12 protein-coding genes are annotated in these 16820 nt (G+C 71.6%); 4 read left to right on the forward strand and 8 right to left on the reverse strand.

Annotated elements, in window-relative coordinates:
- Window positions 1-1562: glycoside hydrolase family 48 protein (locus tag SMA5143A_RS04405; protein ID WP_181361726.1), on the reverse strand; the 1562-nt coding region annotated here is incomplete at its 3' end.
- Between the two features lie 660 nt (window positions 1563-2222).
- On the opposite strand from SMA5143A_RS04405, the gene SMA5143A_RS04410 reads away from it, so the two are divergent.
- From SMA5143A_RS04410 to SMA5143A_RS04420, 3 genes are all read left to right on the forward strand, one after another.
- The gene (locus SMA5143A_RS04410) at window positions 2223-3935 is read left to right on the forward strand and encodes a glycoside hydrolase family 6 protein (RefSeq protein ID WP_107461606.1); all 1713 of its coding nucleotides are present in this window, start codon (window positions 2223-2225) and stop codon (window positions 3933-3935) included.
- A 252-nt stretch (window positions 3936-4187) separates the two neighbouring features.
- A complete protein-coding gene (locus SMA5143A_RS04415) occupies window positions 4188-4781 on the forward strand; it encodes a dihydrofolate reductase family protein (RefSeq protein WP_107461607.1) in 594 nt (197 codons plus the stop codon).
- Window positions 4782-4889: 108 nt separating this feature from the next.
- On the forward strand, window positions 4890-5813 hold the full coding sequence (locus tag SMA5143A_RS04420; protein WP_107461608.1) for a class I SAM-dependent methyltransferase: 924 nt from the start codon (window positions 4890-4892) through the stop codon (window positions 5811-5813).
- Window positions 5814-5936: 123 nt separating this feature from the next.
- Here SMA5143A_RS04420 and SMA5143A_RS04425 read toward each other — a convergent pair whose 3' ends face one another.
- The 3 genes from SMA5143A_RS04425 to SMA5143A_RS04435 all read right to left on the reverse strand — a co-directional run bounded on the left by SMA5143A_RS04425 (window position 5937) and on the right by SMA5143A_RS04435 (window position 10139).
- On the reverse strand, window positions 5937-6773 hold the full coding sequence (locus SMA5143A_RS04425) for an aldo/keto reductase (RefSeq protein WP_107461609.1): 837 nt from the start codon (window positions 6771-6773) through the stop codon (window positions 5937-5939).
- Between the two features lie 356 nt (window positions 6774-7129).
- Complete coding sequence (locus tag SMA5143A_RS04430) at window positions 7130-8956, reverse strand: AMP-dependent synthetase/ligase (RefSeq protein ID WP_107461610.1); 1827 nt, start codon at window positions 8954-8956, stop codon at window positions 7130-7132.
- 307 nt (window positions 8957-9263) lie between these two features.
- Entirely contained in the window at window positions 9264-10139 is an 876-nt protein-coding gene (locus SMA5143A_RS04435) for a LysR substrate-binding domain-containing protein (RefSeq protein WP_107461774.1), read from the reverse strand.
- 143 nt (window positions 10140-10282) lie between these two features.
- Here SMA5143A_RS04435 and SMA5143A_RS04440 point away from each other — a divergent pair, with 143 nt between their 5' ends.
- Window positions 10283-11323, forward strand: a complete 1041-nt coding sequence (locus SMA5143A_RS04440) for a bile acid:sodium symporter family protein (protein WP_107461775.1) — start codon at window positions 10283-10285, stop codon at window positions 11321-11323.
- On the opposite strand, the gene SMA5143A_RS04445 is transcribed toward SMA5143A_RS04440, so the two are convergent.
- The 4 genes from SMA5143A_RS04445 to SMA5143A_RS04460 form a co-directional block, all read right to left on the reverse strand.
- Window positions 11262-12500: a DUF4185 domain-containing protein gene (locus SMA5143A_RS04445; protein ID WP_107461611.1), complete on the reverse strand. Its 1239-nt coding sequence runs from the start codon at window positions 12498-12500 to the stop codon at window positions 11262-11264. The two genes, SMA5143A_RS04440 and SMA5143A_RS04445, sit on opposite strands and share 62 nt — an antisense overlap.
- 10 nt (window positions 12501-12510) lie before the next feature.
- Window positions 12511-14424 (reverse strand): sialidase family protein, encoded by a 1914-nt coding sequence (locus tag SMA5143A_RS04450; RefSeq protein ID WP_107461612.1) that lies wholly within the window; start codon window positions 14422-14424, stop codon window positions 12511-12513.
- Between the two features lie 211 nt (window positions 14425-14635).
- The gene (gene fdhD / locus SMA5143A_RS04455; protein ID WP_107461613.1) at window positions 14636-15502 is read right to left on the reverse strand and encodes a formate dehydrogenase accessory sulfurtransferase FdhD; all 867 of its coding nucleotides are present in this window, start codon (window positions 15500-15502) and stop codon (window positions 14636-14638) included.
- 28 nt (window positions 15503-15530) lie between these two features.
- Window positions 15531-16583, reverse strand: a complete 1053-nt coding sequence (locus tag SMA5143A_RS04460) for a 2Fe-2S iron-sulfur cluster-binding protein (protein ID WP_258193349.1) — start codon at window positions 16581-16583, stop codon at window positions 15531-15533.
- Between the last annotated feature and the right edge of the window lie 237 nt (window positions 16584-16820).

Genomic DNA, 16820 nt, shown 5'->3' on the forward strand with positions numbered 1-16820 from the left:
GGTCCGCGCTGGAAGGTGTTGATGTACGACGGGCCGGTGTCGGCCGGTCCGGCCTCGCACTTGCCCGGCGAGTTGCCGTAGCCGTAGACGTTGTCCACGTCCTGCAACCAGTGCATGCCGTAGATGTCGTCCGTGTTGTAGGCGCTCTTCAGCTCCGCGGCGATGGGGTCCGAGCCGACCGAGACCGACGTGTTGAGCTGCGCCGGGTACTCATTGGGGGTGTCGTGCTCGGGGGCGTACGTCGCCGGCTTGTTCGCCTGGTAGAAGGAGTTGGTCGGCTGGTCGGCCTTGGTGGGGATCATGTACTTCTCCATGATCTCCCAGGCGCCGTTGAACTTGGACCAGTCGCCCGTGACCTTGCCGTACATGGCCTGGAGCCACAGGAGGTAGCTGTACGCCTCCGAGGTGGTCTCATGGCCGTGGTCCGGCGCCTCGACGATCAGCGTCTCCACCGAGTGGTACGGGATGCCCTCGGGGGAGAAGTAGCCGTTCGCCGGGTTGGTGATCTTGCCGTAGAGCTCCAGGAAGCGGGCGTCGTACACCTTCGACCCCGCCAGCTGCGTCACCGTCACCGAGGCCTTGGCGTGGCCGGTGGCCGTCGACTCGAAGACCGCCGAGCCCGTGCCCGAGGAGTCGGCCGTGACGGTCACCTTCTGGGCCGTGTTCCAGTTCGACGGCGTGAAGGTCAGCGACGCGCCACCCGTGACCGACAGGCCGGAGTTGCCGGAGGCCCGCGCGGTCGTCACCGTCACATTGCCCGACGGCTGGGTCGAGAGCTTCACGTCGTACGTGCCCGTCTTGCCCTGCTGCACGCCCAGTTGCGTCGGTGAGACCACCACCGCGGGGCCCGAGGCGACCGTGATGCCGACCGGCGCGGAGTCCGCCGACGCGCCCAGGCTGTCGTACGCCTTGGCGACCAGCGAGTGGCTGCCCACGGACAGACCGGTGGCCGAGAAGGTGTACGGCGAGGTCGTGTCCGTGCCCAGCAGCTTGGTGTCGTCGTAGAACTCCACCTTGGTGACGGTCGCGTTGTCCGCGGCCGCCGCGGTGGCCGCCATCGGCACCGGGTCGCCCTGCGAGTACGTGGCACCCGCGGTCGGGCTGGTCAGCACGGTGATCGGCGGCTGGTGGGCGCCGACACACGCGGTGCCGTTGATCGCGAAGCTGGTCGGCGCGGTGTTCGTGCCGCTGTAGGTGAACTGGGCGCCGGTGCTCACCGAGGCCCCGACGGCGATGGTGCCGTTCCAGGACGCGTTCTTCGCGGTCACCGCCTTGCCGGACTGTGACCAGCTGCCGCTCCAGCCGCCGGTGAGCGTCTGGTTGCCCGCGTAGGAGTACGTCAGGGTCCAGCCGTTGATGGCCTCGGTGCCCCGGTTGGTGAGGGTCAGCTCGGCGGTGAAGCCCGAGCCCCAGTCATTGGTCTTGTAGTCGACGTTGCAGGCCACGGCCGCCGCGGCGGCGGGGGACGATCCCGTGCCCAGCATCGTCAGGGGAAGAGCGAGGGCCGCGACCACGGCGGTCCACAGGCGCCGTGCGGTACGGCGTCCGCGTCTGGGGTGCATGCTCTGGTTCCTTCCGTGCGGCTCTTACGAAGGTGGGGGCGGAGCAGCAACAACAAGCCTTGAACCAGTGGGAGCGCTCCCATATTGAGGAGAGGGGTGCAGACGGTCAAGGTGCTTGAAGAGTCGAAAAGATTCGACGACGGGCGAAAAGATTTGTGGTGGGCAATAACGCAACACCCCTGTCTTTTACCGGCGCTTGGCGCTACCTTCACCAGCACCAGTGGGAGCGGTTCCACCAGTCGGCGCGGCCGTCACGGCGCGCCCGATCTGCAAGGAGTCGCTCATGCGCCACCCTCCGCGTTCAGGTCTTTTACTCGTCTCCGTGAGCGGGCTCGTCCCGCCGGACGGTGACGGGCCGCCGGTGTTCGAGCTGCCCGGCGACAGGGTCGTCCGGCGGGTTCGCGGACACCTGCGACCTGGGTCCGCGGCCGTGGAACCGACCCACCCCGCCCCGTGGCGATCCGCTTTTCGCCCGGGCCGGAACCGGAGCACACGGCCGGCTCACGCCGGCCCGGCCTGAACCCCGCCCGCGACGACAGTCCCACGTCGTCGGGCGTCGGGCCGAGCGAGCGTCCGCGCCGCCCCGGCGGACGGGCACCCCGCACGACCCCCTACGGAACCTCCACGTACACCCCACTACGGAAGAGGAAACCCGCACTCATGAGCCGTACCAGAACAGCACTCCTCGCGGCGATGGCGCTGGTCGCCGGCGCCGCCGGGACCGCGGTGGCCGCCGTGCCGGACGACTCCGGCATCCGGGCGATCCCCTGCACCGTCGACTACAAGGTGCAGAACCAGTGGTCCACCGGCTTCACCGCCGCCGTCACGATCACCAACAACGGCGCCGCGAAGTCCTCGTGGTCAGCGAAGTGGTCGTACGCGGGCAACCAGCGGGTGGGCAACGGCTGGAACGCGAAGATCTCCCAGAGTGGCAGCGCGGTGACGGCGTCCAACGAGACGTACAACGGGTCGCTCCCCACCGGCGGGTCGGTCAGCTTCGGCTTCAACGCCTCCTACAGCGGCTCCAACGCCCTCCCGGCGACCTTCACGCTGGACGGTGTCACCTGCAACGTCGACGACGGCGGCGGCGGTCCGGGCGAGCCGGGCCCGGGCAACCCCGGCTCGCGGGTGGACAACCCGTACGCCGGCGCCAAGGTGTACGTGAACCCGGAGTGGTCCGCGAACGCCGCCGCCGAGCCGGGCGGCAGCCGGATCGCCAACCAGCCCACCGGTGTGTGGCTGGACCGCACCGCCGCCATCGCGGGCGCGGGCGGCAAGATGGGGCTGCGGGCCCACCTCGACGAGGCGCTGCGGCAGAAGGGCTCGGGCGAACTCGTCGTCCAGTTGGTGATCTACAACCTGCCCGGCCGCGACTGCTCGGCCCTCGCCTCCAACGGTGAGCTGGGCCCCACGGAGATCGACAAGTACAAGACGCAGTACATCGACCCGATCAAGGCGATCCTCGCCGACTCCAAGTACGCCGGCCTGCGGATCGTCACCACGGTCGAGATCGACTCGCTGCCCAACCTCGTCACCAACGTCGGCAGCCGCCCGACGGCCGTGCCCCAGTGCGACGTGATGAAGGCCAACGGCAACTACATCAAGGGTGTCGGTTACGCGCTCAACAAGCTGGGTGACGTCCCCAACGTCTACAACTACGTCGACGCCGGCCACCATGGCTGGCTCGGCTGGGACGACAACTTCGGCCCCTCCGCCGCCATCATGAAGGAGGCGGCGACCGCCGAGGGCGCCACGGTGAACGACGTCCACGGCTTCATCACCAACACGGCGAACTACAGCGCCCTGAAGGAGAACAACTTCACCATCAACGACACCGTGGGCAGTAAGTCGGTCCGCGAGTCGAAGTGGCTCGACTGGAACCGCTACGTCGACGAGCTGTCCTTCGCCCAGGCGTTCCGGGCCCAGGCAGTCTCGGCCGGCTTCAACTCGAACGTCGGCATGCTGATCGACACCTCCCGCAACGGCTGGGGCGGCGCCGCCCGGCCCACCGGGCCGGGCGCGAAGACCACCGTGGACACGTACATCGACGGCGGGCGCTACGACCGCCGCTTCAACACCGGCAACTGGTGCAACCAGTCCGGAGCCGGTCTCGGCGAACGTCCGCAGGCGGCCCCGGCGCCGGGGATCGACGCCTACGTGTGGATGAAGCCCCCGGGCGAGTCCGACGGGGCCAGCTCCCAGATCCCGAACGACGAGGGCAAGGGCTTCGACCGGATGTGCGACCCGACGTACACGGGCAACCCGCGGAACAACAACAACATGTCCGGTGCCCTGGGCAACGCGCCGCTGTCCGGGCACTGGTTCTCCGCCCAGTTCCAGGAGCTGATGCGGAACGCGTACCCGGCGCTGTGACCTTCGCCGGCTGAGAGGATCCGCCAGGGGCGCGCACTTCCCCCACCCCCTGGCGGGTCCGGCCGCACGGCACACCCGCACCGGCGACGGCCGCCCGCCCCCCTTCACCACGGGGGCGGGCGGCCGTGGCCGTTGCGGTGGCATGGTGGTGTGACGCACGTCACCGAGACGTGGGTGGGTCACGGCGATGACTTCCGGACGGGACGCCGGTCTTCATCCCCGTAACACCTGAGCGGACGAGGAGACCATCCCATGCGCATCGTCATCACCGAGTTCATGAGCCTGGACGGCGTCGTGCAGGCCCCCGGCGGCCCCGAGGAGGACACCGACGGCGGCTTCGCCCACGGCGGCTGGACGCAGGAGTTCTTCGACCCGGAGGTGGTCGGCGGGGCCTGGGACGAGGCGCTGCGCGCGGCCGACGCGCTGCTGTACGGGCGCCGCACCTGGCAGGCGATGTCCGGGGCCTGGCCCGAGCGTGCCGGTGACCCCTTCGCCGACCGGATCAACGCCCTCCCCAAGTACGTGGTCTCCAGCACCCTCGGCGACGACGAGCTGACGTGGAACACCACCCGCGTCCCCGGTGAGGAAGCCGTCGCCCACATCCGCAAACTGCGCGAGAGCGAGGGCGGCGACCTGCTCGTCATGGGCAGCGCCGGCCTCGCCCGGACCCTCCTGCACGAGGGCCTCGTCGACGAGCTGCGGCTGATGGTCATGCCGGTCGTCCTCGGCGGCGGAAAGACGATCTTCCCCGACGGCGGCGCCAAGCACACCCTGAAGCTGGTCTCCACGGTCACGAGCCCCACCGGTGTGAACGTCTGCGTCTACCGGGCCGCCGACCAGGGCTGAGGCCCGGAGCGTCCGCAGCCGGGAGAGTTTGCCGTTACGGCAAGGGAGGTTGCCGTTCGGTGGGGCGTCGGCGCAGGCTGACGGCAACCGGAAGAGAGGCTCACCACCATGGGACACGACCACCAGCACGGCCACGGCCACGGCCACGGCCAGGGCCACGGACACGGGCACGGGCGTCACGACCACACCGACATCGACTGGGCCGAGCTGGCCGAGCACCTGGAGGAGCAGGCGGAGCTGTTCGCGCCGCTGAACCGCCAGGCCGCCGCCTGGGTGGCCGAGCGGCAGCCGGAGCCCGGGCTCGTCGTCGACGCGGGCAGCGGTCCGGGGGTGGTGAGCACGCTGCTCGCCGAGACGTTCCCCGGCGCCCGGATCGTCGCGGTGGACGGCTCGGGGCCGCTGCTGGAGCGGGCCCGGTCCCGGGCGGAACGCCTCGGCGTGGCCGACCGGTTCGCCACCCTGGAGGCGGACCTCCCCGCGGGTCTGGCCGAGTTGGAGTACCCCGTGGATGTGCTGTGGGCGAGCCGCAGTTTGCACCACCTCGGCGACCAGCGGGCCGGCCTCGCCGCCTTCGCCGAGCGGCTGGCCCCGGGCGGGGTGCTGGCGCTCGTCGAGGGCGGGCTGCCCACGCGGTTCCTGCCGCGGGACATCGGCATCGGCCGCCCCGGACTCCAGTCCCGGCTCGACGCGGTCGAGGAGCTGTGGTTCGGCGAGATGCGGGCCGCCCTGCCCGGCACGGTCGCGGAGGCGGAGGACTGGCCGGGCCTGCTCACCGCCGCGGGCCTGCGCGACGCGACCTCCCGCACCTTCCTGCTGGACCTGCCGGCCCCGGTGTCGGAGGCGGCGCGCGCCCACGCCCTCACCCTCTTCCGGCGGCGCCGGGAGACCCTCGCGGAGTACGCGGACCACCTCGACCCGTCCGACCTCTCCACCCTGGACCGGCTCCTGGATCCCGACGACAAGGCGAGCCTCCACCACCGCCCCGATCTGTTCGTCCTCGCGGCCCACACGGTCCACCTCGCCCGCGCGTGACGCGAGCGCGGCGGCGGTGCACGCCCGTGGCACACGAAACCGCCCGCCGGAGCATCTCCGGCGGGCGGTTTCGTCGGTCGGCCTCGGCCGCGGTGGACCTCAGGCCATGCCTCGGGCCGTGTCTCAGCCCATGTCGAAGGTCGCCGGGTCGGGACCGATGCGGCGGTCCTCGTTCAGCGCGCTGATCGCGGCGATGTCCTCGATGTCCAGGGAGAAGTCGAAGACCTCGATGTTCTCCTTGATACGGGACGGGGTCACCGACTTGGGGATGACCACGTTGCCCAGCTGGAGGTGCCAGCGCAGCACGATCTGGGCCGGGGTGCGGCCGTGCTTCTGCGCGATGGCGATGATCGCCGGGACCTCCAGCAGGCCCTTGCCCTGGCCGAGCGGCGACCAGGCCTCGGTGGCGATGCCCTGCTCCGCGTGAAACTCGCGGGAGGCGTGCTGCTGGAGGTGGGGGTGCAGCTCGATCTGGTTGACCGCCGGGATGACGCTGGTCGCCTCGATCAGCGTCTCCAGGTGCTCCGGAAGGAAGTTGGAGACACCGATGGCCCGCGCGCGGCCGTCGGCGTACAGCTTCTCGAACGCCTTGTACGTGTCGACGTAGGTGCCTCGGGCCGGGATCGGCCAGTGGATCAGGTACAGGTCCACGTACTCCAGGCCGAGCTTGTCCAGCGACTCGTCGAAGGCACGGAGCGTGGCGTCGTAGCCCTGGTCGGTGTTCCAGAGCTTGGTGGTGACGAAGAGGTCCTTGCGGGGGACTCCGGAGGCGGCGAGCGCCTTGCCGGTGCCCCGCTCGTTGCCGTAGATCGCGGCCGTGTCGATGCTGCGGTAGCCGGCCTCCAGCGCCGTGCCGACGGCCTGCTCGGCCTCGTCGTCCGGCACCTGCCAGACGCCGAAGCCCAGCTGGGGCATCTCGACGCCGTTGTTCAGGATGATCGGGGGGACCTTGCTGCTCACGAGCTCTCGATCCTTAAAGTCGTCGGTTGGTGCTTCCCATCGTCAACGATCACGGCGCGCGATGCATTCCTGAGCGGCCCGCTCGCCCGCCGAATCGCAGAATGGCCGGAAATGGATCCGACACCGTTCCGACGTGCATCGCTGAACTCCGGTCACGTACGTGAATGGACGGCCATGACCCCCCACGCAGGACCCTCCTCGGCGCCGCACTCGGCGGCACGGCCGCCGCGTCGGCCGTACCGGCCTGGCGCCCCTGCACGACTCCGGCGACACCTCGGGCTCGCTGCGGAACATGTGGGGCTACCAGTTGGTCTGACCTGGGTGCGCGAAGGAGCGCGGGCGGGTTCCCGGCGCTCTCACGCCCGGTACAGCGCCTCCACCTCCTTCGCGTACGTCTTCTCGATCGCCTTCCGCTTCAGCTTCAGCGACGGCGTCAGCAGACCCTGCTCCTCGGTGAACTGGTGCGCCAGTATCCGGAAGGTGCGGATCGACTCGGCCTGCGAGACCAGGGTGTTGGCGGCGACCACCGCCCGCCGCACCTCGGTCTCCAGCTCCGGGTCGCGCACCAGGTCGGCCGGTGACAGCTTCGGCTTGCCGTGCATCTGGATCCAGTGCTCGACCGCCTCCGCGTCGAGGGTGACGAGCGCGGCGATGTACGGCCGGTCGTTGCCGACGACGATGCACTGGGCGACCAGCGGATGGTCCCGCACCCGCTCCTCCAGGATCGCCGGGGAGACGCTCTTGCCGCCCGAGGTCACCAGGATCTCCTTCTTGCGCCCGGTGATCGTGAGGTAGCCGTCCTCGTCGAGGGCGCCCAGGTCCCCGGTGGCGAGCCAGCCGTCGTGCAGGGTCTCGTCGGTGGCCTTGGGGTTGTTGAGGTACCCCTGGAAGACATTGGGGCCGCGCAGCCAGACCTCGCCGTCGTCCGCGATGTGCACGGTCATGCCCGGGATGGGCTGGCCGACGGTGCCGTACCGGGTGCGCTCGGGCGGGTTCGCCGTCGCGGCCGCCGTGCACTCCGTCAGCCCGTACCCCTCGTAGATGTGGATGCCGGCGCCCGCGTAGAACAGGCCGAGCCGGCGGTCCATCGCCGAGCCACCGGACATCGCGTACTTGATCCGGCCGCCCATGGCCTCCCGGATCTTCGCGTAGACGACCTTGTCGAAGAACTGGTGCTGCACCCTGAGGCCCGCCGAGGGGCCGGGCCCGACGCCCCAGGCCTTCGCCTCCATCGCGTCCGCGTACTTCACGGCGACCTCGACGGCCTTCTCGAACGGGCCCGCCCTGCCCTCCCGCTCGGCCTTGCGCCGGCTCGCGTTGAACACCTTCTCGAAGATGTACGGCACCGCGAGGAAGAACGTCGGCCTGAAGGCGGCCAGGTCCGGCAGCAGCACGGCCGCGCTCAGCTGCGGCTGGTGCCCGAACTTCACCTTGCCCCGGATCCCGGCCACCTGCACCATCCGCCCGAAGACGTGCGCGAGCGGCAGGAACAGCAGGGTCGCCGGCTCCTGGCCCCTGCGGGACTCGAACAGCGGTGCCCAGCGCTCGATGACCGTGTCCGCCTCGACCATGAAGTTGGCGTGGGAGATGACACAGCCCTTGGGGCGGCCCGTGGTGCCGGACGTGTAGATGATCGTCGCGACCGACTCCGGGGTCACCGCCCGCCGGTGCCGGTGCACCACCTCGTCGTCGAGCTGGGCGCCCGACTCGTACAGCTCCTCCACGGCGCCCGCGTCCAGCTGCCACAGCCGGCGCAGCTGCGGCAGCCGGTCGATGACCGTGGCGATGGTCATCGCGTGGTCCTCGTGCTCGACCATGGCGGCCGTGCACTGGGAGTCGTACAGCATCCAGAAGACCTGCTCGGCGGAGGAGGTCGGGTAGACGGGGACGACCTGGGCGCCGATCGTCCACAGGGCGTAGTCGAACAGGGTCCACTCGTACCGGGTGCGGCACATGATGGCGACCCGGTCGCCGAACCGGACCCCCTGCGACAGCAGGCCCTTGGCCAGCGCCAGCACCTCGTCGCGGAACTCGGCGGAGGTCACGTCGCGCCACTCGCCCCGCTCGTCCTTGCGGCCGAGCGCGATGTACGTCGGGTCCTCCTGGGCGTACTCGAAGACGACGTCGGCCAGACCGCCCACCGGCGGCGCCGACGCCAACGGAGGGTTGGTGAACTCGCGCAAACCCGCTCCTCGTGGCGCTCCGCACAGCGCGTGAAAGCTACCTCACCGGGAGCCGGGATGGGAGGGGAATCGGAGGGGACGAATCGGCAAGATCAGTACGAGCGGGTGCCGGAGAAGGTGCGCAGACGGGCGGAGTTCGGGCGAAACTCCTTACGGCGCAGTAGGTTTCGGCACCGTAATCTCCACCGAATCTGTACGACCCGCTTACGGCCGCCACCGGGGCCGGGTCGCGCCGCTTCACGGCCGGCCACGACGGCCTCCGGTCGCCCGGACCGACATCGGTTCCAGCGCGGTCGGGCACGTGCCGTCACACCCCGTGGGCCCGGCCGTGGAGGCGGTCGCCGCCGGAGAGGACCGCCGCGGCCAGCGCGTCCGCCGCGCTCGCCGCCGCTCCCGGCCGCCGTCCGTGCACGAGAACGAAGTCGACCTCGCCCAGCTCCGGCAGCCCCGCCCGCTCGGGCACCCGGACCAGACCGGGGGGCACCAGACGACGGGAATGAGCCATCACACCGAGGCCCGCGCGGGCGGCGGCGATCAGGCCGTTGAGACTGCCGCTGGTGCAGGCCACCCGCCAGGCGCGGCCCTCCCGCTCCAGTGCCTCCAGGGCCAGCGCGCGGGTGATGCCCGGCGGCGGGTAGACGATCAGTGGGACCGGGCGGTCGGGGTCGAGACGCAGCCGCTCCGCGCCGATCCACACCAGCCGGTCCGTCCAGACCGGCTCGCCGCGCGGGTCCTCGGGGCGCCGTTTCGCCAGCACCAGGTCGAGCTTGCCCGTCGCCAGCTGCTCGTGGAGCGTGCCGGACAGCTCGACCGTCAGCTCCAGGTCGACCTCGGGGTGGTCGTGCCGGAAGCCCTCCAGGATCTCCGGCAGCCGGGTCAGCACGAAGTCCTCCGACGCGCCGAAGCGCAGCCGGCCGCGCAGCCGGGTCCCGGTGAAGAACGCCGTCGCCTGCTCGTGCACCTCCAGCAGACGGCGCGCGAACCCCAGCATCGCCTCACCGTCCTCCGTCAGCTCCACCGAGTGCGTGTCCCGGGTGAACAGCTGCCGTCCGGCCGCGTCCTCCAGACGGCGCACATGCTGGCTGACCGTGGACTGGCGCAGCCCCAGCCGCCGCGCCGCCTGCGTGAAGCTCAGCGTCTGCGCCACGGCGAGGAACGTCCGCAGGTGCGTGGGGTCGTACATGAGGGGCACCCTACTCCGGTCATCATGAAACGCGATGGCAGTCAGAGCCGTATGACGGATTCCCGATCACGAAGGGGGAGAGGAGCATGGAGAGGGGCTTGCCGGCCCCCGCCGCACCTCCGATCGAAAGCACGTGGAGCACCGTGAAACGCCTGCGCTGGCCGAGTTGGATGCCGATCGACCCGTACATCCTGCTGTTGCTCGGGACGGTGGGCCTCGCGGCGCTCCTCCCGGCGCGGGGCACCGCCGCCGAGGTCGCCTCCGGCGCGTCCACGGCCGCGATCGCCTTCCTGTTCTTCCTCTACGGCGCCCGGCTCTCCACCCGTGAGGCCCTCGACGGCCTCAAGCACTGGCGGCTCCATGTCACGGTCCTGGCCTGCACGTTCGTCGTCTTCCCGCTGCTGGGACTGGCCGCCCGGGGCCTCGAACCGGTGTTCCTGAGCCACTCCCTCTACACGGGGCTGCTCTTCCTCACCCTGGTCCCGTCGACCATCCAGTCGTCGATCGCGTTCACCTCGATGGCCCGAGGGAACGTTCCCGCCGCGATCTGCGCGGGCTCCTTCTCCTCCCTCGCCGGCATCGTCATCACCCCGCTGCTCGCGGCGAGCCTGCTCGGCGGCAGCGTGGGCGGCTTCTCCGCCGACGCGGTCTGGAAGATCGTGCTCCAGCTGCTGGTGCCGTTCGTCGCCGGACAGCTCGCCCGCCGCTGGATCGGCGATTTCGTCACCCGGCACAAGCGGATCCTCGGCCTCGTCGACCGCGCCTCGATCCTCCTCGTCGTCTACGTCGCGTTCAGCGAGGGCATGGTGCGCGGCATCTGGAGCCAGGTCAGCCCGCTGCGGCTCGGTGGACTGCTGGTCGTCGAGGCGGTGCTCCTCGCCGTGATGCTCACGCTCACCTGGTACGGCGCGAAGCTCCTGCGCTTCGACCGGGCCGACCGGATCGCCATCCAGTTCGCCGGCTCCAAGAAGTCCCTCGCCTCCGGACTGCCCATGGCGAGCGTCCTCTTCGGCGCCGAGGCGTCCCTCGCGGTGCTCCCGCTGATGCTGTTCCACCAGATGCAGCTCATGGTCTGCGCGGTCATCGCCAAGCGCCGCTCGCACGACCCCGAGGCGGCGGAGGTCACGGAGCGGCCAGACGGAGGGACACGAACCGCGGTCGGTACAGGGACACATTCCGCGTGATGTTCAGCTGTGCCGCCGCCGCGTTCGCGTCCAGCCAGTTGACGTCGTAGCTGAGGACGAGGCGCCCGTCGCCGCCGAGCGCCTCGTGCGCCTGCGGGTTGTACGCCGCGACCCCGTCCCCCGGCAGCGGCGGGCCGAACCCCTTCGTGGGCCCGTGCCAGGGCCCGGTGGGGGAGCAGGCCCAGTACGCGGTGACGGTCGTCAGGCCCTCGGTCCCGGCGGCCATGGTGAACAGCACATAGGTGCGCCCGTCCCGGACGACGCTGAAGGCGCTGCCGACGCCCTTGTCCTCGCCGTCGCCCAGTACCGCCGCGGGCCGCCCCCGCACCGCCCACCGTGAGCCGTCCCAGTACTCCCACGCGCCCGGCTGCCCGAGCCTGCCGCGCGGCACCCGGGCGACATACGCGTGGGAGGTCGGCCGGGAGGCGGCCTGGGCGTCGGTGCCGCCGAAGACGTACGTCCAGTCGCCCGTGTCGACGGCCGTCGTCCCGAACAGCACCCGCCGGGCGGGATCGGCGACCGACGCCTGGTCGAGGACCGTCGTGACCCCCTCCAGGCGCAGTGCGGGCAGCGACAGGGTGGCCACCTCGGTGGCCGTGGGCACCCCGTAGATCCAGGGCGCCTGACCCGTCGTACGCGTCCACAGCAGCACCCGGACGACCTTCTCGGCGGAGCCGGGGGAGCGGGGCTCGACCCGGGCGGCCACCGGCCAGCGCCACTGCCGCGGGGCGGGGTCCGGGAAGACGGGGGCCGGGAGCGTGGACTCCAGCCGGCCCGAGGGGGACATCACGACGGCCGAGTTGCGCATCAGCGGCGTCGCGACGTCCCGCCAGGCCACGGACTCGCCGACCGGGTTGGGCGGTGCGTGCACCGGGCCCAGATAGGTGTCGGAGAACAGCCACAGCACCCGCCCGTCGGGCAGGCGCACCGAGTGGGTGCCGTCGCCGCCGGTCCAGTCGTCGGTGCGGGTCGCGTCGTCACCGTAGCGGGCGAACTCGCCGGTCAGGGGCTCGTCCGGGGCCCAGTCCCGGACGGTGCGGGCCGTGCAGGTGCGGCCGCCCTCCCGGTCGTCGTCCGGGAGGGCGGTGAGCAGCACGGCCGCGAGGGCGAGGACCAGTGCCAGAACGATGACCGGTCCCGCCCCCGTCCGCCGTCGTGCTCCCGCGTCGCCCTGCACGGGAGGGACGTTAGTGGCCCCGCTCCACGCGGTCCATGGGCAGCCACAGGATCGCGCCGCGCCGCGCGGCCGTGTCCCCGGTCCGCAGACCGGCCACCTCGTCGTCGCTCAACGCCCGGTCGACGACGAGGACTTCGTCGAGTGCCCCGGTGAAGTGCACCCGGCTGTCCACGCGTTGCCCGAGATGCACTCCGAACGGCGAGTTCCGGCTGACCGATCCGGTGACGTCGGTGACGGCGGACCGCGTCCCGTCCACGAACAGCGTCAGCTGCCCGCCGCCGCGTCGCAGCGCCAGATGGTGCCACCGCCCGTCGTTGTACGCGCCCGTCGACCGCACCGAGACGCTCTTCGGCGGCGCGGCCCCGTCCCGCACGGTCATCAGCCCCGTCAGCCTCCCCGACGCCGGCTCACCGCGCACCCACACCTGGGGCTGTGTGGTCCCGACCCCGCCCATCCACAGCAGCGGATGCTCCCCGGTGGCCGCCGTGTAGCGGAACCAGAGCGACGCGGTGAACTCCTTGTCGCGCAGCGGCAGCCGGGACCGGTACGGCAGTCGTACGGCGTCGTCGGCGCCGTCGAACGCGATCGCGCCCCCGAACGCCCCGTCCGTGGGCCGCGCACCCCCGAGCACGGCGGCCCGCCCACCGCCGGGTGCCCGGTCGGGAGTCGTCGGGTCGGGGCCCCGGCGCGGCTTCAGCCAGTCCTCGGTGAACCGGGCGAAGCGGATCTCGTCGCGGGCGTCGACGGCACCGCCCTCGTACAGCAGCCCCACCACGTCGCCGGAGCCGTCGGCGCCGCGGCCGATCCGCACCAGGTCCGAGTAGCCGGACCAGTCGGTGGTGACGACCGTGCCCCGGTCCACGCTCTCCCAGGTGCGGCCGTCGTCGTACGAGGAACGGATCGCCATGGTCCGGCGGCGGTCCGGGTCGGCGGGCCCGGCCAGCAGCATGCGGTCGCCGAGCCGCAGCACGGAGCCCTGCACCTGGGGCATGTACAGGTCCGGGAGCGCCCGGAACGGGGAGGCGAAGCCGCGACCGCCGTCCCGGCTGACCGTCTGGCTGCGGTGCCCGAGGTCGGTGCCGTCCTGCTCGCGCCCGCTCACCAGGACCGAGCCGTCGGCGCGTTCGGTGAGCGTCAGCTCCGACGGCTTCTGCCGGAACGTTCCGTCGGCGGCGATCGGCCAGGTGTCGGTGGCGCCGATCCGCCAGGTCTCCCCGCCGTCGTCGCTGGTGACGAGCGCCGCGTGGTTGGCGGAGATCCGGCCGTCCGCCCAGGTCTCGGCGTTCACCCCGAAGACCAGCCGGCCCGCGTGCCGGCCGCGGGTGAGCTGGATGCCGTGCACCGGCCCGGTGGCGTACCAGGAGTTCCAGTGGGCCGGGCGGATCCGGTCGGCGAGCGACCGCGGCTCGGACCAGGTCAGTCCGTCGTCGTCGCTGTACTGGAGGTGAGGGGTGCGGTCACAGGGCACGTCGCAGCTCGCGCTGTCCGTGCGGCCCGTGTTGTAGGTCTGCGCGAGCACGATGCGGCCGGTCTCCCGGTCCACGACGGGGGCGGGGTTGCCGTGGGTGTCACCGGCGCCCTCGTTGACGACCAGGAGCGGGCCCCAGGTGCGGCCGCCGTCCGTGGACCGCTTCAACACGAGGTCTATGTCGGCCGCGTCCCCGCAGTTCAGGACGCGTCCCTCGGCGAAGGCCAGCAGGGTTCCGGCCGTGCTCCGCACGATCGCCGGGATGCGGAAGCAGGCGTAGCCGGGGTCCTGGGACGCCTTGAAGAGAACCTGTTGCTCGAACTCGGGGGCGCCGGCCCCTGGTCGGGCGTCCGCTCCGGCGGGGTGGGGGAGGGCGAGGAGTGCGGAGGTGGTGAGTACGGCGGTGAGCAGGGCGGTGAGGGGGGATCTGAGACGTGCGCGAAGACTTGACGGCACGGTGCGGCCAGCCCTTCATGCGTCCGGATGAGGGGACGTCGGACGTCCCATGTCCGATGTCCGGCCACAGACGGTACGGGGGGTTGGAGGGGCCGACAAGAACCGTGCGGGTGGTGTGTCAGCGGGCGCCTGGTAGCTCGGGGGTGCGCGGTGCGTTGCCGGGTGCGGGTGGGTGGGGGCTGAACCGGCGGAGCCCTGTCGCGGAGGCCGGTCAGCCGCCCTGGGTGGCCGTGGCCCGCAGGGCGATCCGGTGTTCACCCGCGTACACGTTCATGGAGGCTCCCCGGAGGAAGCCGACGAGGGTCAACCCCGTCTCGGCGGCCAGGTCCACCGCCAGCGACGACGGCGCCGACACCGCCGCCAGGACCGGGATCCCGGCCATCACCGCCTTCTGCGCCAACTCGAAGGAGGCCCGCCCCGACACCAGCAGCACGGCCCGCGACAGCGGCAGCGACCCGTTCTGGAGCGCCCGCCCGACCAGCTTGTCCACCGCGTTGTGCCGGCCCACGTCCTCCCGTACGTCGAGCAGCTCGCCGTCCTCGGTGAACAGGGCCGCCGCGTGCAGGCCTCCGGTCCGGTCGAAGACCCGCTGGGCCGCGCGGAGCCGGTCGGGGAGGCCCGCGAGGAGGTCGGGGTCGAGGCGGACCGGGGGAGCGTCACCGCCGTGCGTGTCGTCCATGGGCCAGCGGGCCGTCGTACGGACCGCGTCCAGGGACGCCTTCCCGCACAGCCCGCAGGACGACGTGGTGTAGACGTTGCGTTCGAGCGTGATGTCCGGGATCACCACGCCGGAGGTCGTCCGCACGTCCACCACGTTGTACGTGTTGGAGCCGTCGGCGGTGGCGCCCGCGCAGTACACGATGTTCTGAAGGTCGGACTTCTCGGCGAGGACGCCCTCGCTGACCAGGAACCCGGCGGCGAGCGCGAAGTCGTCGCCGGGGGTGCGCATGGTGATCGCGAGGGGCTTGCCGTTCAGCCGGATCTCCATCGGTTCCTCGGCGACGAGGGTGTCCGGGCGCGTGGAGACCGCACCGTCCCGGATGCGGATCACCTTGCGTCGTTCCGTGACTCGTCCCATGTCCTGCCCCTGTCCCGACCGGTGCCGATCAGTCCCGGTTCTGTACGTGCTGGTAGCCGAAGCGGCCCTTGATGCACAGGTTGCCGTGGGTCACCGGGTTGTCGTGCGGCGAGGTGACCTTCACGATCTCATTGTCCTGCACGTGGAGTGTGAGGTTGCAGCCCACTCCGCAGTAGGCGCACACCGTCGTCGTCTCCGTCTGCGCCGACTCGTCCCAGGTGCCGGCCTTCCGCATGTCGAACTCCGACTTGAAGGACAGCGCGCCCGTCGGGCACACCTCGACGCAGTTCCCGCAGTACACGCACGCCGATTCGGTCAGCGGCACGTCGTGCTCCACGGCGATCCGCGCGTCGAACCCGCGCCCCGTGACGGAGATCGCGAAGATGTTCTGCCACTGGTCGCCGCAGGCGTCCACGCACTTGTAGCACAGGACGCACTTGGCGTAGTCGCGGACGTAGAGGTCGTTGTCGATCCTCGGTTCCTCGTTCAGCCGGGCCGCGTCCGGGCCGAAGCGGTCCGGTTCCGCCTCGTACTCCTTGAGCCACCCGGCGACCTCGGGGGTCGTCGACAGGTCGACCGAGGACGCGAGGAGTTCGAGGACGATCCTGCGGCTGTGCCGGGCCCGCCCGGTGTCGGTCCGCACCGCCCTACCGGGCTCGGCGCGGCGGGAGCAGGCGGGGACGAGGGTGCGCGCGCCCTCGACCTCCACCACACAGACCCGGCAGGCGTTCTTCGGGGTGAGGGTGTCGCCCTGGCAGAGGGCCGGGATGTCCTTGCCGGCGGCCCGGCAGGCGTCGAGGAACTCGTCCGCCGAGTCGGGCGCGCTCCCCGCGAGGACGGCGGACCCGACGGTCGCCGGCGCCGCCACCGCCGTACGCACCGGGTCCCCGGCCTTGATCGCGAGCGCGGCCGGCGCCCGTTCGCACAGCCCCAGACACGGGCTCCGCCGCACGCTCACCCCGCTGCCGGGTCCCAGCCGCGCCTCGACTCCCGCGCACAGCTCCGCCGCACCGGACGCCGCGCACGCCAGGTCCGTGCACACATGGAGCACGGTCGCGGGGCGCGGCCGGACCGAGAACATCGCGTAGAACGTGGCCACGCCGTACGCCTCGGCCGGCGGCACAGATAGTCCAGCGCGCCCTCGCTGATCCAGCCGACCCGGTCGTTGATCGCGTGCAGCCCCGGCAGCAGCAGGTCGCGGCGGTCCCGGGCCTCCCGGCCGCCCCGCGCCCACCGCAGGTCGGCGGCGCGCGTGCCGTCGCGGGCCGCGCCCTCCCAGGAGGACTCCGGCGGTCCGAGCAGCGTGTCGACGGCTGCC

It is taken from the genome of Streptomyces sp. MA5143a (assembly GCF_900290235.1).
In the GTDB taxonomy this organism is placed as follows: Bacteria; Actinomycetota; Actinomycetes; order Streptomycetales; family Streptomycetaceae; genus Streptomyces.